This window comes from Prevotella marseillensis (genome assembly GCF_900625065.1).
In the GTDB taxonomy this organism is placed as follows: domain Bacteria; phylum Bacteroidota; class Bacteroidia; order Bacteroidales; family Bacteroidaceae; genus Prevotella; species Prevotella rara.
Genome location: NZ_UYXY01000010.1, coordinates 1 through 23,946, shown reverse-complemented (window position 1 = coordinate 23,946; position 23,946 = coordinate 1). Strand labels below are relative to the sequence as shown.

The 23,946-nt window shown below is 47.6% G+C and carries 17 protein-coding genes, 1 tRNA gene and 1 pseudogene; 15 read left to right on the top strand and 4 right to left on the bottom strand.

The annotated features are described in order from the left end of the window. The first annotated feature begins 319 nt into the window (after positions 1 to 319). The 7 genes and pseudogenes from EJL04_RS15860 (at position 320) to EJL04_RS15825 (ending at position 7,372) form a co-directional block, all read left to right on the top strand. A complete protein-coding gene (locus EJL04_RS15860; protein WP_125105634.1) occupies positions 320 to 787 on the top strand; it encodes a hypothetical protein in 468 nt (155 codons plus the stop codon). Positions 788 to 879: 92 nt separating this feature from the next. Further along, positions 880 to 1,425 carry a DUF1599 domain-containing protein gene (locus EJL04_RS15855; protein ID WP_125105633.1) on the top strand — a complete coding sequence of 182 codons (546 nt, stop codon included), beginning with the start codon at positions 880 to 882 and terminating at the stop codon, positions 1,423 to 1,425. Positions 1,426 to 1,434: 9 nt separating this feature from the next. After that, positions 1,435 to 3,511, top strand: a pseudogene (locus EJL04_RS16670) (BT_3928 family protein). 105 nt (positions 3,512 to 3,616) lie between these two features. Next, positions 3,617 to 4,249 (top strand): SPOR domain-containing protein, encoded by a 633-nt coding sequence (locus EJL04_RS15840; protein ID WP_021855113.1) that lies wholly within the window; start codon positions 3,617 to 3,619, stop codon positions 4,247 to 4,249. Between the two features lie 116 nt (positions 4,250 to 4,365). After that, positions 4,366 to 4,959: a GTP cyclohydrolase I FolE gene (gene folE, locus EJL04_RS15835; protein ID WP_021855114.1), complete on the top strand. Its 594-nt coding sequence runs from the start codon at positions 4,366 to 4,368 to the stop codon at positions 4,957 to 4,959. Positions 4,960 to 5,087: 128 nt separating this feature from the next. Further along, positions 5,088 to 5,759 (top strand): DUF4840 domain-containing protein, encoded by a 672-nt coding sequence (locus EJL04_RS15830; RefSeq protein ID WP_021855115.1) that lies wholly within the window; start codon positions 5,088 to 5,090, stop codon positions 5,757 to 5,759. A gap of 245 nt (positions 5,760 to 6,004) precedes the next feature. Then, positions 6,005 to 7,372, top strand: a complete 1,368-nt coding sequence (locus tag EJL04_RS15825) for an alpha/beta hydrolase family protein (protein ID WP_206429397.1) — start codon at positions 6,005 to 6,007, stop codon at positions 7,370 to 7,372. Between the two features lie 178 nt (positions 7,373 to 7,550). Here the strand turns inward: EJL04_RS15825 and EJL04_RS15820 are convergent. Beyond that, positions 7,551 to 7,627, bottom strand: a tRNA-Pro gene (locus EJL04_RS15820). 925 nt (positions 7,628 to 8,552) lie between these two features. On the opposite strand from EJL04_RS15820, the gene EJL04_RS15815 reads away from it, so the two are divergent. The 5 genes from EJL04_RS15815 (at position 8,553) to tsaE (ending at position 16,033) form a co-directional block, all read left to right on the top strand. Then, on the top strand, positions 8,553 to 9,812 hold the full coding sequence (locus EJL04_RS15815; protein WP_125105632.1) for a 3-phosphoshikimate 1-carboxyvinyltransferase: 1,260 nt from the start codon (positions 8,553 to 8,555) through the stop codon (positions 9,810 to 9,812). Between the two features lies 1 nt (position 9,813). After that, positions 9,814 to 10,206: a hypothetical protein gene (locus EJL04_RS15810; RefSeq protein ID WP_125105631.1), complete on the top strand. Its 393-nt coding sequence runs from the start codon at positions 9,814 to 9,816 to the stop codon at positions 10,204 to 10,206. Positions 10,207 to 10,284: 78 nt separating this feature from the next. Then, positions 10,285 to 13,803 (top strand): type IX secretion system periplasmic lipoprotein PorW/SprE, encoded by a 3,519-nt coding sequence (porW, locus tag EJL04_RS15805; RefSeq protein ID WP_125105630.1) that lies wholly within the window; start codon positions 10,285 to 10,287, stop codon positions 13,801 to 13,803. 103 nt (positions 13,804 to 13,906) lie between these two features. Further along, positions 13,907 to 15,541: a T9SS response regulator signal transducer PorX gene (gene porX, locus EJL04_RS15800; protein WP_125105629.1), complete on the top strand. Its 1,635-nt coding sequence runs from the start codon at positions 13,907 to 13,909 to the stop codon at positions 15,539 to 15,541. A gap of 78 nt (positions 15,542 to 15,619) precedes the next feature. Continuing rightward, positions 15,620 to 16,033, top strand: a complete 414-nt coding sequence (gene tsaE, locus EJL04_RS15795) for a tRNA (adenosine(37)-N6)-threonylcarbamoyltransferase complex ATPase subunit type 1 TsaE (protein ID WP_021855123.1) — start codon at positions 15,620 to 15,622, stop codon at positions 16,031 to 16,033. A gap of 112 nt (positions 16,034 to 16,145) precedes the next feature. Here the strand turns inward: tsaE and EJL04_RS15790 are convergent, their stop codons facing one another. Further along, the gene (locus tag EJL04_RS15790) at positions 16,146 to 16,739 is read right to left on the bottom strand and encodes a hypothetical protein (RefSeq protein WP_125105628.1); all 594 of its coding nucleotides are present in this window, start codon (positions 16,737 to 16,739) and stop codon (positions 16,146 to 16,148) included. Between the two features lie 15 nt (positions 16,740 to 16,754). Continuing rightward, the gene (locus EJL04_RS15785; RefSeq protein WP_125105627.1) at positions 16,755 to 17,234 is read right to left on the bottom strand and encodes an RNA polymerase sigma factor; all 480 of its coding nucleotides are present in this window, start codon (positions 17,232 to 17,234) and stop codon (positions 16,755 to 16,757) included. Positions 17,235 to 17,512: 278 nt separating this feature from the next. Here EJL04_RS15785 and EJL04_RS15780 point away from each other — a divergent pair, with 278 nt between their 5' ends. The 3 genes from EJL04_RS15780 (at position 17,513) to EJL04_RS15770 (ending at position 22,763) form a co-directional block, all read left to right on the top strand. After that, positions 17,513 to 19,204, top strand: coding sequence for a helix-turn-helix domain-containing protein (locus EJL04_RS15780; protein WP_125105626.1), 1,692 nt, complete (start codon positions 17,513 to 17,515; stop codon positions 19,202 to 19,204). A gap of 157 nt (positions 19,205 to 19,361) precedes the next feature. Beyond that, positions 19,362 to 21,746 (top strand): Ig-like domain-containing protein, encoded by a 2,385-nt coding sequence (locus EJL04_RS15775; RefSeq protein ID WP_125105625.1) that lies wholly within the window; start codon positions 19,362 to 19,364, stop codon positions 21,744 to 21,746. 459 nt (positions 21,747 to 22,205) lie between these two features. Continuing rightward, on the top strand, positions 22,206 to 22,763 hold the full coding sequence (locus EJL04_RS15770) for a DUF4251 domain-containing protein (protein ID WP_125105624.1): 558 nt from the start codon (positions 22,206 to 22,208) through the stop codon (positions 22,761 to 22,763). Positions 22,764 to 22,789: 26 nt separating this feature from the next. Here EJL04_RS15770 and EJL04_RS15765 read toward each other — a convergent pair whose 3' ends face one another. Next, entirely contained in the window at positions 22,790 to 23,566 is a 777-nt protein-coding gene (locus tag EJL04_RS15765; RefSeq protein WP_125105623.1) for a class I SAM-dependent methyltransferase, read from the bottom strand. Between the last annotated feature and the right edge of the window lie 380 nt (positions 23,567 to 23,946).

Sequence of the window (23,946 nt, the reverse complement as noted above, 5' to 3'; positions counted from 1 at the left end):
ACCCAAAAAGCCCCATGTGACGAGTTGAATTTTCAACTCGTCACACTTTAACCGTCTGTCAGTCAGCTAATTAAACGGCATTGTGACGAGTGACGAGTTTTTATAAAAAACTTTTTATGATTGTCTACGGCTATAATAGACAATACACAAACGCCACAAAACATACGGCCGGCAACAGGCATAAGAAAATAAATATATCATACAACACTATGACCCGGCCATAGCACGTAAACATCAAATAATAAGCCGTTTAACGGGCATTTATTTTGCATTTCGCCCGACTTGCACTATATTTGCACCCGATAATACAAAACAGAAAATGAAAACAAACAAGATAGCAACGCTCTGCGCAGCCATAGCCATGATGACGGCAATGGCAGGATGCACAGGCAACGACATGAAGAAAGAGGCCGAAGGGCTGCTCGACAACGCACGCGAGCAATTCGGCAAAGGACAGTATAAGGAGGCTCTCGCCACGATCGACTCGCTGCGAAAGAAATGCCCCGAGGCGATAGACGAGCGCAAAGCCGCACTGCGCCTGTATCAGGAGATAGAGCTGAAGCGCGCACAGCTGAACGTGGAGAACACGGACAGGGCGCTGCAGAAGATAGAAAGCGAGTATGAGCAGATGAAGAAAACCGTGGAAGACCTGAAGAGCAAGGGCATGGCCACGGCAGAACAGCTGAGAAACCTGACGCTGACAAGGGTTAAGCGCGACTCGCTGAAAACGGTGTTCGACGTGGAATGCGCCAAGATAAAATACATAAACAAAAGAATGAAAGAATGACGCCGCCGGCTCACCTTTTTTATTAATTAATATTTTATATTGGCCGTATATCGTGTAAAATTAGTAACTTTGCACCCGATTATTCAGAAAATATGTCAAAAGACAATCAGAAAACAGAAGAACAATTCAGGAGCGCCATGGCAGAATGCCGCTCACTGTTTGCCAAGAAACTTCACGACTACGGCCCGTCGTGGCGCATACTGCGCCCCTCGTCGCTCACCGACCAGCTGTTTATCAAGGCCAAGCGCATACGCAGCCTGGAGATAAAGAAAGAGTCGCTCGTGGGCGAAGGCATACGCCCCGAATTCATAGCGCTCATCAACTATGGTATAGTTGGCCTGATACAGCTCGAGATGGGCTTTGCCGACACGCCCGACATATCTGCCGACGAAGCACTGGCCATATACGACAAGAAGGCCGACGAGGCACTGCAGCTGATGATAAGGAAAAATCACGACTACGACGAGGCGTGGCGCTCTATGAGAGTGAGCAGCTACACCGACTTCATACTCACAAAGATACAACGCGTAAAGGAAATAGAAGACATACACGGGGCCACCCTGGTGTCTGAAGGAATAGACGCCAACTACATGGACATAATCAATTATGCCGTGTTCGGGCTGATAAAACTTTCTTAAACATTGACGATGCACGCAAGAAAAGCCATAACGGGAATATTGGTCAACGTCTGCCGCCTTGTAATATCGCTGACGTTTATCTTTTCGGGATATGTCAAGGCTATAGACCCATTAGGCACACAATACAAGCTGCAGGACTATCTCAACGTGGTGCAGCTGAGCCAGTATGTGCCCGACTATCTCACGCTTGGCGCATCGGTGCTGCTTGGCGGACTTGAGTTCTGCCTCGGCGTGTTCATTCTTTTTGCCATACACCGCCGCCTCATGTCGAGGCTCGTGCTGCTGTTCATGGCCATAATGACTCCGCTGACGCTGTGGCTCGCCGTTGCCAACCCGATAAAAGACTGCGGATGTTTCGGCGACGCCATAATCCTTACCAACTGGGAGACTTTCTATAAAAACGTTGTTCTGCTGGCGGCAGCCATCGTGCTGTGCGTAAAGCCGCTGATGATGCCCCGCTTCATCAGCCGCACCAACCAGTGGATAGTGATAACCTACACCATTATCTTCATCCTGTTCTCGAGCACCAGGAGCCTCTACACCCTGCCGCAGTTCGACTTCCGCCCCTATCACATAGGCGCAGACATAAAGAAGGGCATGGAGATACCCGAGGGGGCAAAGGGTCCGGAGTTTGAGACAACGTTCATACTTGAGAAGAACGGACAGCGCAAGGAGTTTACGCTCGAGAACTATCCCGACTCTACATGGACATTCATCGACAGCAAGACCGTGCAGATATCCGAGGGATATGTGCCGCCTATACACGACTTCTTCATACAGACCACCGACGGAAGCGAAGACCTTACCGACAGCGTGCTCAGCCGCCGCGGCTACACATTCCTGCTGATATCGCCACATCTCGAATATGCCGACGACTCCAACTTCGGCGAGATCGACCAGATATACGAATACTGCCAGAGCCACGGCTATCCGTTCTACGGACTGACGGCAAGCACCGACGAGGGCATACAGCACTGGCGCGACATAACGGGAGCCGAATATCCGTTCTATCTCACCGACGAGACCACGCTGAAGACCGTGATAAGAAGCAACCCCGGACTGCTGCTGCTGAAAGACGGAGTGGTGATAGGCAAATGGAGCCACAACGACCTGCCGCAGCTAAGCTATCAGACGGGCAAGCTGGAGACGACAGAATACGGACACCTGCCCGAAGACTCCGTGACGGGCAAGATATCAAAAATACTGCTGTGGTACATACTTCCGCTGCTGTTGCTTACCTTTGCCGACCGCACATGGAAGTTCACGCAGTGGCTAAAAGAGAAAGAACATTCAAACAGAATATATCAACTTTTTAAAAGAAAGAAAAATGAGAAAGAAAATTGTAGCAGGTAACTGGAAAATGAACATGAACTTGCAGGACGGTATCGCCCTGGCAAAAGAACTTAACGAGACTCTTAACAGCAACAAGCCAAACTGCGGCGTAATCATCTGCACACCGTTCATCCACCTGGCAAGCATAGCACAGTTCCTCAATCAGGACGTGATAGCTCTCGGCGCTGAAAACTGCGCAGACAAAGAGAAGGGCGCTTACACAGGCGAAGTTTCTGCTGAAATGGTAAAGAGCACCGGTGCTCAGTATGTTATTCTCGGCCACTCAGAGCGCCGCGGATACTACGGAGAAACTCCTGAAATACTGAAAGAGAAGGTGCTGCTCGCACTGAAGAACGGCCTGAAAGTAATCTTCTGCATCGGCGAGAGCCTCGAGGAGAGAGAAGCAGGCAAGCAGAACGAAGTTGTTAAGGCTGAGCTCGAAGGCAGCGTATTCAACCTCACAGCTGAAGAGTTCAAGAACATCGTTATAGCATACGAGCCTATCTGGGCTATCGGCACAGGCAAGACAGCCACAGCTGAGCAGGCTGAAGAGATCCACGCTTACATCCGCAGCATCGTAGCAGAGAAGTATGGTAACGAAGTTGCTGAAGAAACATCTATCCTCTACGGCGGAAGCTGCAAGGCAAGCAACGCTCCTGAGCTGTTCGCTAAACCTGACATCGACGGCGGACTCATCGGCGGCGCCTCACTGAAGGCTGCTGACTTCATGGGTATCATCGACGCATGGAAATAATCTGAAACATTAAACGGGATGGCCAAGGGCAAGGCATTAACGACCTGCCGCGGCCAAATCCCGTTTACTTATTTAACCTTATAAAACTCATAATCCGAAAAAAGAATGAAACAATTCGCCGTTTTATTATCACTGACATTGGGCTTCAGCCTCAACACTGAGGCGCAATCATTCCTCAATGACCTAAGAACAGACAAGGCCGGACAGGGAACCGTGACCGTGAGTCAGAGCAAAGACATCGACGAATTGGTAAACAACGCCAAGCTGATTAAGTCGGCTCCGACAACGGCCACCAACGAAAAAAGCAACAACGCGACAGCCGCTACAGAGCACAAACAATCGCAACATAAGGCTCAGGAAAAAAGAGATACCGTTGAAGAACCACTAAAGGAACAGCACTATGCATCAGGAAGCACAAGCCCGTCGACAGACGCACCTGCAGTGAACACGGCCAAGAAAGTGATGCGCAACAGCAGAAGAATCACAGGCTACCGCGTTCAGGCTTATTCGGGAGGCAACTCAAGGGCAGACCGCCAGAAGGCTGAGAGCATCGGAAGTGCAATAAAGATGAGATTTCCGGACCTTCCGGTTTACGTCCACTTCTATTCTCCGCGATGGATATGCCGCGTAGGCAACTTCAGAACCTACGACGAGGCAAACAGCGTGCTGAAAGAGATAAAGAGCATGGGCTACAGACAGGCATGCATAGTGAAAGGAAAAATCACTGTAGGATATTGACACCGGGCCACGCCGACATCAGATATGCGGCATAACTGAAAGGCAACATAATCAGCACGGCATGAAAACAGATTATGCCGGCAAACCATTTATTATAAAAAAACACATATAAGATAATGAATCCTGAAACAGAATTCCGTGAAGGTCTCGACGACCTGGCATCACATTACAAAAGTATTCTAGAGCTTCTTGGCGAAGATCCTTCGCGCGAAGGTCTGCTGAAAACACCCATGCGCGTGGCAAAGGCCATGCAGATACTCACCAGAGGCTATACGCAAGATGCCCACAAGGTGCTGCTCGACGCCCTGTTTGAAGAGAAATACAACCAGATGGTTATCGTGAAGGACATCGACTTCTTCTCGCTCTGTGAGCACCACATGCTGCCGTTCTACGGCAAAGTGCACGTGGCATACATCCCCAACGGATACATCACCGGCTTGAGCAAGATAGCCCGTGTGGTAGATATATTCAGCCACAGGCTGCAGGTGCAGGAGAGAATGACGCTGCAGATAAAAGACTGCATACAGGAAACGCTGAAGCCGCTGGGCGTGATGGTGGTTGTAGAGGCTAAGCACATGTGCATGCAGATGAGAGGCGTAGAGAAGCAGAACGCCATAACTACCACAAGCGACTTCTCAGGCGCATTCAACCAGGCCAAGACAAGAGAGGAATTTATGAATCTCCTGCATAGCGAGGGAAAACATATATAAATAGCCAAGAAATAATCGCAGAGAGCATTATCTTAAACTTTTTTAACAACAGGCGATGCAAGGTTTGCATCGCTGTGTTATTTATGAAGTAAAAAATCATAAATATTAAAAAACAAAAATTAACTGAAATGAAAAATTTATCAAGATTGTTCGCATTACTTATGTGCTGCACAATGGCAGTTTCACTTACATCATGTCTTGGCACTGACGACGACGGAGGCATCGATCCCGAGACATACAAGACATGGCTGCAACAGATGAGCGGCAACTATTACGGCGGCTCGACATGGCAGACTCAGAACAAAATCTACTTCTTCAACGATACTATAACAGACAAGAACAACGAAAACAAGGTTGACTCTATAACCGGCATCACCGCAAGTTTCTATAAAGGCGACTCTACTCTGGTCATCAACGGCATCCCCGGAAGAATACTTGCTAAGGAGATTAAGGAAAACGACGCCCTGAAGCAGGCCATTGAAAACGCTAACATGCAGTCTCTCAAGGCTAAGTTCATCCTGTCTAACGTAAGCGGCAACGTGGCTTATTATCTCACTTATCCGTATGACATAACATATCCGGCACTCCAGTACAACGGTGAGACTCACAAGGTAACACTCAAATTCTACGGTCCGTCATTCGGAGGATATCAGTACAGCCAGGCATCAGAACTGCACATGATCGACCTTTATCTGATGGGAGTTTACGTAGACGACAAACTGACTTACACCATTTGCGACAGCCCGAACAACGAGGAGCAAATGAGAAAGGCCATACTTCAGGCTATCGTAACACGATAAAAAAGCAAAAAGACATAATACTTGGTTCAATTTCTATTTAAGGGAATCCACGGCAGAGATAAAAAATGCCGTGGATTCTTATTTTATCTGCACGCATTTTATATTTCCAAACTTTGACTTTAACCAAAAATTTGCTAACTTTGCAAAGCCCGTTGCGCCTGACATTGCACAACGAAGGCATCCATGCACCGTGAACGGACGGAAAAACACATAACGAAAAATCTTATAATCAACAAATTACAGAAATGATGAAGACCATATTTACCCTTATCGTCGCGCTGCTGACAACGCTGAGCGCTGCAGCACAGAAACTTGACGGCAGCTGGACCGGCAAGCTGAACGTGGGACAGGCCACGCTGAACATCGTGTTCAACATAGCAAAAGACAAAGACAACAAGCTGTCGTGCACGATGGACAGTCCCGACCAGAACGTGAAAGGCATACCGGCCGAAATAGCCGTAAGCGAAGAGACAAAGGTGAAAATAAGCATACCGGCAATAATGGCCGCCTTTGAAGGCGAAGAGAAAGACGGCATGCTGAAAGGCACGTTCAGCCAGAGCGGCATGTCGTTTCCGCTGGAAATGAAACAAGGAAAGGTGGAGCGCAACAGGCCGCAGACGCCAAAGGAGCCTTATCCGTATAAGACAGAGGAAGTGACATTCAGCAACACGGAAGACAACGCCACGCTCAGCGGCACGCTGACCTACCCCACGGGATACGAGAAGATGAAGAAGGGCACGGTGCCTGTTGTGGTGATGGTTACCGGAAGCGGACTGCAAGACCGCAATGAGGAAATATTTGAGCACAAGCCTTTCCTCGTCATAGCCGACTTTCTGGCACGCAACGGCATAGCATCGCTGAGATATGACGACCGCGGCATGGGCAAGTCGAAGGGCGACGTAGCCAATGCCACCACCGAAAACTTTATGAAAGACGCGCTTGCCGCCGTTGAATATGTGCGCGGAACAAAGGGTTTCGGCAAAATCGGAGTGCTCGGCCATAGCGAAGGAGGGTGCATAGCATTCATGATTGCAGCAACTGGCAAGGCCGATTTCATTGTAAGCATGGCAGGAACAGGCGTCAGGGGCGACAGCATCCTGATGGAACAGAACCTCATACTCCTCAAGATGAGCGGTTATACCGACAATATGTGCGCCGGATATACAAAGGTTCTGCGTGGTGTTTACGACTTCATTATAGACAAAAAGACAACCGATGACGCCAAGGCTGCGGTGAAAGAGATTGCCGCGAAGGCAGGAGCCAACCTGCCCGAAGCTGCCACTGACAACATGGCAAAGATTATAGAAATGAATAATCCGTGGCTAAACTATTTCATTGCCTTTGACCCTCGCCCGTCTATATCCAAGACTAAATGCCCCGTTATGGCCATAAACGGCAGCAGCGACACACAGGTTATAGCCTCAACCAACATCGGAAGCATAGAGAAACTGCTGCCTAAGAACAAGAAAAACATGATTAAAACATACAGCGGACTTAACCACCTGTTTCAGCACTGCACAATGGGTACTGTGAACGAATACGCAAATATCGAGGAAACCATATCGCCCGAAGTGCTCAACGACATTGCTACGTGGATCAATTCGGTGAAATAACTCACCATGACATACAGACATAAAAAGAGCGACAAGCTACATAAGCTGTCGCTCTTTTTTATGTTTATAACTTCAATATAATGCAACGGTCCGTAAATGTCAATTGCATTAATCTGCCAGATAGCATAAAAGAAATTGGGCTAACATGCTGAATAATCAACATATTAGCCCAATTTCTTGGTCGGGATGACTGGACTCGAACCAGCGACCTCACGCCCCCCAGACGCGTGCGCTAACCAACTGCGCTACATCCCGTCCTTATTTGCGGGTGCAAAAGTACACACTTATTATGACATCTGCAAACTTTTACGCGTTTTTTTGCACTTTCAACGTAAATATTTATTAAATATCATCCTTTTAAAGCCCTTTCATGCTCAATAAGGACACATAAATATTGATTAAAGATAATGCTCAAAACCAACCATTATGTATGACTAAAAAAGGAAGATATGCACATTTTTACAACGCAAAACCAATAATATAAGCTGCATCATTCTATCCGCAATAATCATGAAATGGAACATCTATTATAAACAAAGTTTAACCATTGAGGTCTTTGCATTAACACAACAGAAATCATTATTCTACAAAAAACAATACACCGACAATCATTCAAAACACCTAATGACAGCGCAAAATGATGCCGTTTAACGGCAGTTATCCACAGTTTTTCAATTGTTTTCATGCCAAAACATGGTTATCAACGATGCGAAACACGGCTGAATAACATCTAAAACACGGCCTTTTAGCCTGCAAAACGTGGCCTTTCGCAACGCAAAAGGGCATAAAGCACAACTTTTAGAACGGCAAATCATGTAGCAAAAGGCATAACCACCTATGAATCAGCGCATTGCACAAAAGCGTCACTTTTAGCATAATATTTTGCCAAATGGCCGTCAAGAATGAAAAATCGGTATTATTCGGCACTAAGAATTAACAAATAGAGTATCGCATTAACACAAATTTACAATAAAAATATCTCATAAAAAGCAATGATAAACCCGAACTAAAGCCCGCATACAAAATAAGATTTTTTATTTCTTTTTATTTTGTATTGTGTGCAACATACATTACCTTTGCATTAATAATAACACGCCCGCACGGGCGCATAGGCAGACATGGCCATACAAGACACGACCATGATGCCGAAAGAAACAACAAATTACAGATTTTTCTGACAATGCAATATATTCTTAACGCACCAAAAACTATCAATGCCACAATAAACCTGCCGGCATCGAAGAGCATAAGCAACCGCGCGCTCATAATAAACGCACTGGCAGGAAGCAACATAATGCCCGACAACCTGTCGGACTGCGACGACACAGAAGTGATATTAAGCGCATTGCGCGACATGCCCGAAGTAATTGATATAAAGGCGGCAGGAACAGCCATGCGCTTTATGACGGCATATCTTGCCGTGACACCGGGCACACACATACTGACTGGTACCGACCGCATGAAGCAACGCCCTATTAAACTGCTTGTAGAGGCTCTGCGGTATCTCGGCGCCGACATAAGCTATGAGGGCAACGAAGGCTATCCTCCATTGCTCATAAAAGGCAAAAAACTTGAAGGCGGAAGCATAGAAATTCCGGGAAACATCAGTTCGCAATATATATCGGCACTACTGATGATTGCGCCGGTGATGAAGAAAGGACTTGAACTTAAACTGACTGGCGAAATAATCTCACGCCCGTACATCGACCTAACTCTCTGCACAATGATAGACTTTGGCGCCGAGGCAGAATGGATTGGCAGCGACACGATAAAAGTAGAATCGAAGCCATACACACCGCGCCACTATTTCATAGAGAACGACTGGAGCGCAGCGTCTTACTGGTATGAGATGATTGCAATCAACGGTAAAGAAGAATCAGAAGTTAAGCTCACCGGACTGACCGACGGCTCACGACAGGGCGACTCTGCCGTGAAATATCTCTTCAGCATGCTCGGCGTAAAGACATTCTTTCAGACACGCGAACAAGGAGTGCCAACCACGGTGACGCTGAAACGCATAAGTCTGATTTCAGACAGACTCGACTACGACTTCATCAACCAGCCCGACATGGCTCAAACCTTCGTTGTATGCTGTTGCATGATGAACAGACCGTTCTGCTTCACGGGACTTTCATCGCTCCGCATAAAGGAGACCGACCGCATAGACGCACTGAAGACCGAAATGAGAAAACTCGGATACGTTATAAGTGAGCCTCATCCCGGCGAACTGTGCTGGGACGGAACACGATGCGAACCAGAAGCAGACGCTGCAATAAGCACATACGAAGACCACCGCATGGCTATGGCCTTCGCTCCTGCTGCCATAAAAATACCTGGACTGAAGATAGACAATCCACAGGTGGTAAGCAAGTCGTATCCACATTTCTGGACTGACCTCAAGAAGGCGGGATTCACCATCGGAGAGGAGGCCGGAGCCTGATATGGGACTGCTCGTTATCTGTCTCGCAGCCATGGCGCTGCTTTACATTCTGCTTCAGGCCGTTCGCCATCGTCTGCCAAAAGCCGAACAGCCTGAAGGCGGCACATCGTGCGCAAACGAATCAGCGTGCGCACAGGCAGGTGCATCTTGCATGCACGACTGCGTGATGGAACAGGCCGTTAAAGAAATAGAATATTTTGACGACGAGGAACTCGACGCATACAAAGGCCGCAAATCCGACTCTTACACAGACGAAGAGGCGGCTCAGTTTGCCGAAGTGCTCTACACCATGCGCCCCGAAGAGGTGAAAGAATGGACGGCAAGCCTCACCCTGAGAGGCATCAACATGCCTGACCAGATAAAAGACGAGGCAATAATGCTGATGGAGGGCTGACTCTTTTATCATGGCAGACAATAAAATCGATCCCGGTAAGTTATATAAACATGGCATGCTCACTTGTGCCGCCACGTTATGAAGACAATTAAGACAAGACATATAATCCCCATTGCCGCCTTGATAGCACTGCTCATCACGGCCGGCTGCTCTACGGAGAAGAACACTGCGCAGAGCCGCTGGTGGCATTCGTTCAACGCGCGCTACAACACTTACTACAACGGCACGCTGGCGTATATCGACGGATCGCTCGAAAAGGAGACCGGCAACAAGGACAACTTCACGGAGATGATACCACTCTACACCGTGGGCAACAAGGCGAGCCGCGACCTCGGCAAGAGCAACTTTGACCGCGCCATAGAGAAAAGCCAGAAGGCAATAAAGCTGCACAGCATAAAGAAGAGACCACAATGGACCAAAAGCCGCAGGAAAACGGAGAAAGACATAGAGTGGCTTAACCGCAAGGAGTATAATCCCTTCTTGTGGAAGGCATGGATGCTGATGGGACGTTCCCAGTTTATGAAAGGCTCGTTCGACGAAGCCGCCTCCACATTTGCCTACATGAGCCGCCTCTACTCTACTCAGCCAGCCATATACGGCCGTGCAAGGGCATGGCTCGCAAAATGTTACATCGAGGAAGGCTGGATTTATGATGCCGAAGACGTGATAACGAAAATCAAACGTGACTCGCTCCACTGGCGCGCCGTGAAGGAATGGGACTACACCTACGCCGACTATTATATCCACACCAAGCGCTATGCCGAGGCAATTCCGTATCTGCGTAAAGTCATAAAGCACGAAATGAGGCGCAAGCAGCGCGCACGAGAATGGTATCTTATGGGACAGCTCGAAGCAGCTCTAGGACATAAGGAAAACGCATACAAGGCATATAAGCGCGTGATAAGACTCAACCCGCCATACGAACTTGAATTTAACGCACGCATAGCAATGAGCGAAGTTATGGCAGGCACGCAGTCGAAGAAGATGATACGCCGACTGAAGCGCATGGCGGCGTCGGACAACAACAAGGATTATCTCGACCAGGTTTACTATGCCATCGGAAACATATACATGCTGCAGAAAGACACCGCCAACGCCATTGCCGCCTACGAGAAGGGCAACACCAAGTCGACACGCAACGGCATTGAGAAGGGCGTGCTGCTGCTTACTCTCGGCGACATTTACTGGGACAAGGAGGACTATAGCAACGCAGGCAGATGCTATGGCGAGGCAATAGGACTGCTCGACAAGGAGCGCGACGACTACGAACAGCTGTCGGAACGCTCTAAGGTGCTGGACGAACTAGTGCCATACACCGACGCCGTACACCTGCAAGACTCGCTCCAGGCCCTGGCAAAGATGCCTGAGAAAGAAAGAAACGAGGCCATCGACCGCGTGATAGAGGCTCTGAAGAAGAAAGAGAAGGAAGAACGCGACGCACAGGCTGAGCTTGACGCGCAGCAGCAGATGGCGCAGCAGGGCGGAATGGGCAACATGAACAACACCAACAACATGACCAACAACGCCACTGACAAGTCGGGCAAATGGTACTTCTACAACCCGACGGCCGTCAGCCAGGGTAAGGCTACGTTCCAGAAGATGTGGGGACGGCGTGAGAATGTGGACGACTGGCAACGTGTCAACAAGACAGTCGTGTCGCTCGACAACAATCCTGCCGAAATGACCGACGAGATGAGAGACTCCATCGCGGCGGCAGAGGCTGCTGCCGACTCGCTCGAAAACGTGATGGACAGCGCGCAGAACAACCCGCACAAGCGCGAATATTATCTCAAGCAGATACCGTTCACGGAGGAGCAGGTGGCCGAAAGCAACAAGATCATTGAAGACGGACTATTCCATGCCGGCATTATATTCAAGGACAAGCTCGACAATCTGACGCTGAGCGAGAAGACCCTGCGGCGTCTTACAGACAGTTATCCCGACTTTGAGAACATGGACGAGGCTTTCTATCACCTCTACCTGCTCTACTCGCGACGGCAGGACAAGACGCAGGCAAACATATTCCTCGACAAGCTGAAGCGGAGCTACCCCAAGAGTCAGTGGACCATTCTGCTGTCTGACCCCTATTTTGAAGAGAACGCCAAGTTCGGCGAACATATAGAAGACTCGCTCTATGCTGCCACATACAACGCCTTCAAGGCTGGCAAATACGAGGAGGTGAGCGCCAACACGTCGCTGTCGGCAAAACGATTCCCGCTTGGAGCCAACCGCGATAAGTTTATATTCATCGGCGGACTGAGCAAGCTCAACAGCGGCGACAGCAACGGCTGCCTCACAGACATGCAGGAGGTGGTTAGCAAGTATCCGCAGAGCGACGTAAGCCCCATGGCCGGAATGATTATCAACGGAGTGAAGGCCGGACGACAGCTGCGTGGCGGAAAGTTCGACATCGGCGACGTGTGGGAACACCGCTCGGTGGTGCTGAGCGACAGCGACTCCATCGCCGCGCGTAAGTTTATAGCCGAACGCAACACCGACTTCACGTTCATGATGGTCTATTCGCCCGACTCGCTCAACGAGAACAAGCTGCTCTTCGAGCTTGCGCGCTTCAACTTCTCTAACTTCATCGTGCGCAACTTCGATATCGTCATCGACGAACTCAACGGCATGCACCGCATGATGGTGAGCGGATTCAGAAACTACGACGAGGCTCTGCAGTATGCACGCCAGCTCTACAAGAACCAGCAGGTGATGAAGCTTGCACAGAAAGGGCGCGCCATAATCATCAGTGACAGCAACATCGAACTGCTCGGAACGCAATACAGCTACAACGATTACGACAAGTTCTACGAGCAGCACTTCGTTCCGCTGCGCATAAGCACCGTCAGACTGCTCACGGAGCCTTCTACCATAGAGTTTGAAAAGCCGGACAACGGCGAAGGCGGCGAGACCGACGGACTGTATAACGGCGGCGTAATAGAAGAAGGTCTATACATCAACGATGATCAGCCTGCAACAGGAGAGGCCGACAGCGGAATATCCATACCTGTTGAACCTGAGAACACGCCTGCAACAGGCTCTCAGGACGACAACACGATAGCTATACCTGTTGAGGAAGAAAAAGCCGGCGGCAACGCTGACGACGGCGGCATAGTGATACCAGACATGCAGCAGAACAATGCCACAAACAACGGCAATGCGCAGCAGGGCACTACTCAGACCGACAACAACAGCTTCATGATTGAGCCTGAGCCGCAGACTGATCAGCCAGCTACGCAAGACTCACAGGGATTTGAAATAAGCACAGATGTCTACGACACGAATGCCAACGGCAACGCTGCCGGAAGCCAGACACAGCAAGGCAACGCACAGACAGACGTTATGACAGACGCCGTTGAGCCGCAAAAGCAGCCCGAACAGCCGCAACAGACTAAGCAGCCTGTGCCTGCCGTTCCGCAGAAAGAGGAGCCGGCAGCCAACGATACCGACGAGCTGATATTCGACTTTGGCGACGACACCGGCACCGGAAACAGCAATGCTAACAGCAGCACTAACAACAATAACGGCAACGACAGCAACAACAAGCAGAACGGATACGACCTTGAGGACGAATATTACGACCTCGACGGCTTCTGATGCAATACCCGGACTGCCGCAACACTGCTGCGACATATGTCATGAAAAGGACACTGCGACCGTCTGCCTGACAAGGGCAGCATAACAAAAAGAAAGGAGTAACATGAGCAACGGATTATTACTTTGGGTTGACGACGAGATAGAACTGCTACGCGCGCATATCATTTTTCTCGAGAAGAAAGGTTACGAAGTGGTTACAGTCACCAACGGCACCGACGCCATAGACCAGTGCCGTCAGAAGACCTTCGACCTTATTCTGCTCGACGAGATGATGCCCGGCCTGAGCGGACTGGAGACCCTGCAGAGCATCAAAGAAATATCGCCCGCCACGCCGGTGGTTATGGTAACCAAGAGCGAGGAGGAAAACATCATGGATCAGGCCATAGGCTCAAAGATTGCCGACTATCTGATAAAGCCGGTAAACCCGAGCCAGATACTCCTTACGCTCAAAAAGAACATTCACCGCAAGGAGATTGTAACCGAAATAACGCAGAGCGGCTATCAGCAAAGCTTCCAGGACATAGCCCTGCAGATAAACGACTGCAAGACATACAACGACTGGATGAACGTCTATAAGCGCCTTGTCCATTGGGAACTGGAGCTCAGCAGCACCGACAGCAGCATGACCGAAATGCTCAACATGCAGAAGGAAGAGGCCAACAACGGCTTCGCAAAATATATAAAGGCCAACTATATGAACTGGGTGGCGCCACAACAGGCTGGCGCATCTTCAGCAAGCCGCGGCACGCTAAGGCTAAGCCAGATGAGGCAGACGCCAAAGAACACTCAGGTCGACAACGAAGACAAACCGCTGATGAGCATGGACATATTTAAGAAAAAGATATTCCCCATGCTCGACAACGGCGAAAAGGTGTTCATGATTGTCATCGACAACTTCCGCCTCGACCAGTGGCGCATGCTCTCGCAGGAGATAGGCGACATGTTCGACATCGACGAACAGACCTACATGAGCATTCTGCCAACCGCGACACAATATGCCCGCAACGCGATATTCAGCGGACTGATGCCCGTGCAGATAGCGCAGATGTTTCCCGAGCTGTGGGTTGACGAAGACGAGGAAGAAGGCAAGAACCTCAACGAAGAGCCGCTGATAAGAACACAGATAGAAAGGTTTCGCCGCCGCGACACGTTCTCTTACCATAAGATTAACGACTCGGCTGGCGCCGACAAGTTTCTACAGAAGTTCAATCAGCTTGAGGCAAACGACCTCAACGTGGTGGTAATCAACTTCATCGACATGCTGAGCCACGCCCGCACAGAGTCGAAAATGGTGCGCGAACTTGCCAACGACGAGTCGGCCTACCGCAGCATAACGCTAAGCTGGTTTCGCCATTCGGTATTGGCAGATCTGTTCAAGTTGCTGTCGCAGAGCAACTACACCGTCGTGATAACCACCGACCACGGTAGCATAAGGGCATCTAAGCCGGTGAAAATCATAGGCGACCGCAACACAAACACCAACCTGAGATACAAGTTGGGCAAGAATCTCAACTACAACGCCAAGGAAGTGTTCGTGATAAAGGAGCCGCACAAGGCACAGCTGCCCGCCCCCAACCTTAGCACATCATACGTGTTTGCCACGGGCAACTCGTTCTTTGCCTACCCCAACAACTACAACTACTACGTGTCTTACTATAAAGACACGTTCCAGCATGGCGGCATCTCTCTCGAAGAGATGATTGTGCCGCTGATAACCCTGAAGGCGCGCAAGCGCTAAACCAGGCAGCCGGACAGGAAGGCAAGCAAGGGAACAAGGTGAAAAGACAATATAACGAAACGTAAAAACACCAACAATATGGAGATAAGAATTGAAAACATTGAAAACATCAAGCATGCGGCAAAACAGTTTGTCGACAACATGGGACGCAGCAACGTTTTTGCCTTCTACGGCAAGATGGGCGCCGGCAAGACAACATTCATCAAGGCCGTATGCGAGTGTATGGGGGTTGAAGACGTCATAACGTCGCCCACCTTCGCCATCGTCAACGAATACACGTCAGAGACAACCGGCGACACAATCTATCACTTCGACTTCTACCGAATAAAGAAAATTGAAGAGGTGTATGACATGGGATATGAAGAATACTTCTACAACAACAGCATCTGCTTCATAGAATGGCCCGAACTGATAGAAGACCTGCTGCCCGAAAACGCCACAAAAGTAACTATCGAAGAGCAGGAAGACGGCAGTCGCGTGGTTAAGTTCTGAAAAGACAACAAGAATAAAGCATTTCGCAACATAACGAAATCCGGTGAAAGGCAAACATCATTAATGCCTTTCACCGGATTCTGTTATATTATCAACCACACAAAAATATTTTCTATAAATCCTTCATCTCCTTAATCTGTCGTATCACTATGTCGTTAGCCTGCTGCATCTTGCGGAGCATCATCAGTCCGAGGATTATTCCTACGACAAAGCCTACACACAGACCTACAATCATGCTCCGCGGACTGCCGCCCCTTGCTGTCTCAAAACTAATCATCTCATAGCCGTACCATGCAGCCCATGCCAAACCAAGCGGAAGGTTAATCATCATCAGACGCACACGCTGACGCTTCATCCTTACCAGCTTTTCGCCTGTTTTCAGCAAGTCGCCCTCAAGCAGTTCGCTCTCCTTTATCCTGTTGATATAGGCAGAGGACACCAGGCACCAGCTAAACAGCACAACGCTCACCACAAAGAACAGCAGCGACAGGCCGAACAGTTCCATGAAAGCATACATAGCTGCAATGCACACTATCACCATAACCACATCCAAAACCACCATACGCCTTACCAACGACATGCGGTCGTTCATCGCCCGCCTCATCAGGCGCTCGTTAAGCATGGTCTGCCCTTCTATCTTGTTTTTCAGGATGGCCATCTGCGCCTTCATTTCCTCAAGTCCGTTGTTGTCTATAATATTCTCCATAACAGAATCCTTTCTTTAATCGTTTGACATTTTTTTGAGCAACTCTCTTATCCTTACGAGCTTAACCGAAACATTCTTTGCCGATATACCCATCACCGCCCCAATCTCGTCGTAGCTCAGGTTTTCGAGCCAAAGCAGCACCAGAGCCTTGTCGAAAGGTCCGAGGCGGTTAATTCTTTTATACAGCAACTGCACCTGGCGCGTGTCGGCATCGTTGTCTTCAAACAGGTTGATGCTCATCGACAGCGGCACGGTCTTGTGCCTTTTCTTCTTACGGTCGACCGAAATACACGTGTTAAGGCTCACGCGATAGATCCATGTCCTTATGTCGCTCTTGCCCTCAAAGGCCGCAAAACCTTTCCATAGGTTGATAAGCACCTCCTGAAACAGGTCGCTCACGTCGTCGGCATCTTTCGAGAACATATAGCACACTGTGTATATCGTGCTGCGGTTTTCCCGCACAATCTGCGCAAATTGTTTCTCCGTTGTTTCCATTATCTTATCCGAATAATTAAGTTACTTTTAACCGTTAGACGCAGCTACGGCCAAAAAACTACACAAAACTAACATTTTATTCGAATTTATACGCAGAAAATAAAGAAACTATACTGCGAAACTTATACACTCCTCAAAACAACCATCAAGACATTGTCACAAGAATATGCTTAAAATATAAACATTCTGCGAACTTTGAACAAATAAAATTAAATCTGCGTTGCCCGAATATAAAAAAATCAGTAAATTTGTAACAAACTATCAAAAGCACAAAAAATATGATAAGCACAAAAAGGTTAATAGCCATACTTACGATAATATTTTTAATGCTGACATATACATGCAATATCTCAGGACATCCAAATTTCTATTCAAGATACATAAAGATGCCCTCGGACAAATTACTTCAGATAGGAAACGGATATATCAGCAAAAGCGACAAAGCCGACAGCGCCCTGGTATGCTTCTCCATTGTTGCCAACCGCTATTCAGACAACATGGACAGACATGACAAGGAAATGACAATGAACGGATATATAGGACGCTGGTATGTCTATTTCTTTAAATTCTTCAACTACGAAAAGTCATACGAGAGTCTTCTAAAAGCCAAACACATCGCAGAAGATATAAACTGCGGTCTTGCACATATCGACCTGAACTTCGGCTGCATGTTCCAGACTTTAGCCGAGCAGTGTAAGGACAAGCCGCTTAAAGAAAAGGCTCTGAACTATTATAAAAAAGCATTCTATGAGAGTCTGAAAGAAAACGACAACAATTCATTAAACATGGCTTTCAGCAACATGGTGTTTGTGTCTTTCAACCTCAACAAGCTGCACACTATACGCAACATGCAAAAACACTACGCAGCAAAAAAACAAAACGGAAATGACTTTATACGCACATATAATATAAATATGTATAAAGGTCTGAACTATCTTAATTCAAAGGAATATGACAAAGCTCTCAACATATTTGAAAAACAAAAACAATCAACAAGCCACACCGCAGAAAACATGCGATATGTCTACATTGCACATATAAACATTGCCCGTACTCTTGCGGCAACAAACAAATACGAACAGGCTATCTGCGAGCTGAAGGATGCAGGCAACATAGCCTTTAAATACGACATGAAAGACGCCATTCTTGACATTTACAACCTTCAGGCCCAATATTATTTAAGAAGTGGCAATACAAAATTGTCAGACATCTACCGTAACAAGTATTACCAGCTTAAAGACACACTGCTCAACTATAATCAAGTGGCAAAGGTGAGCCAGATGCAATTTCTCGACCAGATAAACGAAATGGACAAACGTATGGCGGAAATCATACAAAAACACAAACAGGAAGAACTGCTTACACGCATCGGTTTTATCGTAACAACCATCATCATGGTTCTCGCAATAATGCTTTATATAAAGAACAAAAATCTTAAACGCAGCAATGAACATCTTTACAACAACACACTTGAGAGCCTGCAGCGAGAAGAAATAGAAAGGAACATGCGCATAAATTATGAAAAAATGCTGGAGGAAAAAGAAAATAACGAGAATAACGCCGCCGATGCAAAATCACGCTACAAAACAAGCGGACTGAGCGAGGAAGACAAAGGAATACTCCTGAACAAGATCATCAATATCATGCAGACGTCTGAAGAAATCTACTCTCCCGACTTTAAAGCCGACCGTCTCGTTGAACTTGTCGGCAGCAACAACAGATATGTATCGCAGGTAATCAACGAAAAATTAAACTGCAACTTCACCACCCTGCTTGGCGAATACCGGGTAAAGGAAATATGCAAACGCATGAATAAAGTTGACGAGTATGGCAATCTTACAATCAACGCCATTGCCTCCAGCGTTGGTTTTAGGTCTCATTCTGGTTTCTTTTCCATGTTCAAGAGGGTTACCGGACTTTCTCCCGCTCAGTATCAGAAACTTGCACGCGAAAATTATCACAAGAAATAACAGCGCCTTACGGGCTTTTTTATCCCAATTTATAAATCAGGACTTTATCAGGTCCTGATTTTTTTTGCTTTTGACCGTTATCACATATATTTGCAGCAGTTCGAGTACACACGTGAGTACAAATTTAAACTATGTCTAACATCAAAGCAATAAACACATGAAAAAACTTTCCATCTTTGCAGTCATAGCCACATTGATTTTCTGCGGCATGACAAAAGCCATGGCACAAGAGTCTAATATGGCAACAAAGACACTATCTTCAAGACAGACAATGAAAGTAAGACAAAACACCAGCATGGCCAAGTCAGCAACAAGAAACCTGCTAAAGGCCAACACTGTCGGATCAACCGATCCATATTGGGCCACAGCCATGTCTTTTTATAATCCCAAATATGGATATTTCTCATATACAGACCTGTCAGAAACCGACTATAGTATTGAAGTGACTATTGACGGAGACAAAGTTACATTCTATAATATTGTTGACAACAGCAATTACGCAAGTTCCGGATGGCAGGGATGCAACCCTGTAACAGGAACATATGATGCAGAAAAACGTACCATAACCATTGAAACTCCACCTATAAACGAACAAAACACACGTGAAGACTACACCGTACTCGGTGACCTGTACAGCGGAAGCGAAGCCGTATACGCCGTTCTTGTTGCCGGCGATTTCTCTACTGTGCCAGATGACAAAGGCGATTATCAGCTGTACCAGGAAAAGAAACTCGTCTTCGACGTATCTGAAGACGGAACAGAACTAATACCAAGAACTGGTTTCGGATCTTATGCACTGTTTGCAGAAGACAACTCTCACGCCGGTTTTCTCAACTTCTATAAATCTGCCATAATAACAAAGATGACCAACGAGCCCCAACTCGAAGTAAGCCCAGAGACATTAGACCTGTCTGAAAAGAATCTGTTTACAGGCATACCTTATACACAAGAAATCAAACTGAAAAATAAAGGTCTGTCCAACACAAAATACACAATATCCACAAGCACTGACGAACTTTCAGTTGAGGGAAGAGAAGAAGTGCCCGGAGGCAACATCTCACTGCTGCCAATAACTCTTACTGCAAAGAACAGCGGCCCATTCAGCGGAACTGTCACATTCACTGACGAAAACGGAAAATCTACAACTTTAACCGTAAAGGCTAATACCAACGAAGTTTGCGACTACTCAAGTGTCATAAAGAATGGTGACATCAAGATATATCCCTACGAAGAGTCAACATCATCGATGATTGTCACAAGCGACATAACCGGTTTCCCCGTACTAGCCTCTACCAATGTCGGCGATGATAGCCAGAGTGGCGTAAATATCAGCATCACTGTACCAGAAGGCAATGTTGCCACATTCTCTTGGAAAGGTATGGCCACTGGTCTGTATCCTAACCAGGCAATGATATATCTCAACGGCGATCCTGTGAACAAATCATTGGACGGCTCTGAGAAATCCAACGAACACGATCTCTCTGACAAAATTATCCTGAAAAGCGGCACATATGACATGACATTCATATACAGCATCATACTAGACTGGTATACAATGGGGGTTGCCGAAACAAAGCTCCAGGCTTATTTCTACGACTTCGACCTTACACTCTATCCTGTACAGGAAAACGGAACTGATGTTTCAACGCATGAAGTAAATTTTGCCAAATCTTATTTTGACAACATTGAAAAAACAGACACAGCTGAGATTAAACTATACAACCTCGGCAGCAAGAATCTGGAAATAAATTCAGTTACAGGCGACGGATGCTTCTCTTATGTAGGCGACGTCAAGACAATAGAGCCATATCAATACGGAATTGTAAAACTGACCTTTACACGTAAAGACATAGGCGAACACAGCGGTGACGTTGTGCTTCACACAAGTGCCGGCGATGTAACAATCCACTGCAATGCCACTACAGAAAAGATAATTTACGACTATTCACCGATAGTTGAAAAAGGCGATTTCTCGTTTGATACCAGCATTGAGCATCCTTGGACCCTCGACGGCAGCAAAGCATGCAGTTCTACATCAGGACTAACAAGCGACAGCACTATTGACTCATGGCTCGAAGTAAGCTTCATCGTACCTGAAGGCAAAACCGGCACACTGACATGGAGCGGACGCAACAGCTCTACACCTTTTGGAGCATTTCTTGACGAAATTCTGTTCTCAGACGGAACTGTGATATATTCAGACGGAACTGAGATAACCAAATTTGCCGGCACATCATCTGCTGGTTCTGACGAGCTCGAAGCTCCTATGACATTCTCTGCCGGATTACACAGAGTATGCTTCCTTTACACCAAATCGTCACGCGAGCCTGAAGGTGAAGACCGCTACGTACTTTACAACCTGGCACTCGACCTCAGCGATGCTTCAGACATAAGCACCATGACAGGCACCAAGATGATAACAAACAGAGAGTATTATTCTGTCACAGGCGAAAAGCTGTCTGCACCAGCAAAAGGCATCAACATTATAAAGAATACTTATGATGACGGAACTACATCCACAAGCAAAATCATCATAAAATAACCATGAGTAACGGACAACACATAAAAACGCTGCCCTTATTGGAAGAAAAAAATTAATAAATTTTAGTTAGCATAAGAATCAGAGGCTGCACCTATATATTCAAAGGAGCAGCCTCTTTTTATCATGAGTAATTTACACGTGCTTTTCCCATTGGCAGTAATCATAGTTTTGTCCAAACCGTCGCTATTCTGCCATTTTAATGAAAAAGATACCGGAAAACACCAATGAAATGCAAATGGACGACTTAGAACATGAATACGACTTACTGAATAAGTTCAAACGACGTATCAATGACAGATTACTCTTTACATGAGTTTACAAGAACAGGAAGCCATCTGCGACATCTGATTTTAAAATAAATTATCGTCATTATTAGCTATTTTTCACCTGCCGCAATGCACGTTTTCGTGGTTTTACGGGTTATTATAATAAAAGACAAACTAAAAAAACTTATACGTCATGAGAACAATAATAACATTCATAATGTTCGTGGCAGCAGCGTATGCAGTCATGGCACAAAACGGGACACAGGACAGGAAGCTCAGCAAAAAGGAGAGAAAACTGATGGAGGCACGCATAGACAGCGCCCTGAACGCCGAAGCCGTGCAGGCAATAAACGACACAGCGTTTACGATAGAGGCCGACAAAGTGGAGTTTAAGCGCGGATATACGGCACACGTAACCGCAAGCACCAACTTTGTGGCAGTCAGCGGCAGCAATGCCATCGTGCAGGTGGCGTTCAACGTGCCGGTGTCGGGCTTCAACGGCCTGGGCGGAATAACGCTCGAGGGCATCGTTACGGGCTATAAGGTAAGCTCCGACAAGAAGGGCAACACCTACGTAAGGCTGAACGTATCGGGCAAAGGCATATCGGCGCAGCTGTTCATTTCGCTATGGAAGGATGCCAACAAGGCTACCGTCAGCATACAGCCCAACTTCAACTCTAACAAACTGACGCTGAGCGGAATGTTGTGGAAGCCTGAGCGGAGCAATATCTTTAAGGGCACCACGTTCTGAACCAGCCACTAGCGCCGGCAGCAGCGTCAGCTGCGGCGCAGCACATAGAAGCACGACGAGGAAAGAAAGTTTCTGACATACGGCAGCATGCGCAGCAGCGAGGGCAACATCAGCGGCCTGAGGCCAAACTTGGTTTCATAGTGAGGATTTATCATCCACAGCCGCATGTCGGCCACGGCATATCCCGCCCGCGCCGCAATACGGCTGAAAGCCTCTACCGTGCAGCGCGTCTGCCTTATTGACATCAGTTCACCTACGGTGAAGTCGTCTTCGCCAAAGAACCGGAGCACTTGCCCATAAACGGCACGAGGCAGGAGATGGACAAACGGCATGCGCGACAACAACCGGCTGCGGGCTATCTGCTGATGGCCGCCGAAAGGCATCTGCCACGGCGGAAAGGCTACGAACACCACACCATGAGGAGCCAGCATGCAGCCGAGCTTTGACAGCAGTGCGGCCTTGTCGGGCACATGCTCCACCACGTCGTGCATTATGATGAGGTCGAAGCTGCGGCCACGGCAGTCGTAGTCTAGTATGTCGCAGCACACCAGCTCAGCCGCGGCACCTTCTTCCCTGAAGTAAGTCTGCGCCTGTCTGATTCTCAGTTCCGACATATCCACACCTGTAACACGGCACGCCCTGCGCGCAAACGGCAGCAGATTGCCTCCCTCACCGCATCCCACCTCAAGCACTCTAACCCCACTCGTAGCTATAAAACGGCTGAGATATGGTATAAAATATTTTTCTGTCGTTGCCGCCTCTTCCATGAAGTAGCGGCGCCTGTCCAAATGTCTTGCCTGCATATTTTCTGTCTTTTTGTTCTAATCATAATGAGTGCTGCCGGCAGAAAATACTGCACGCATTTCCCGATTTTATAAAGACAAACGGCAATCCGGCCGAATCATAATAACAGATTTGGATTTAAAAGCACTGCAAAAGACGGCCTTTCGCAATGCAAAAGGGCACCTTTCAGGCTCCAATATGCGGCAAACGACAATGCGAAAGGTATGCTTTTATATAAGAGTATACACCAAAATGTACCGTCTACATCGCCCACCGCATAACGGAAAAAGTTTTTAATAAAAACTCATCACTCGTCACAATGCCGCTTAAGCTCATGAATATCAAGGCTTTATGGTGTGACGAGTTGAGATTTCAACTCGTCACATGGGGATTTTTTGGG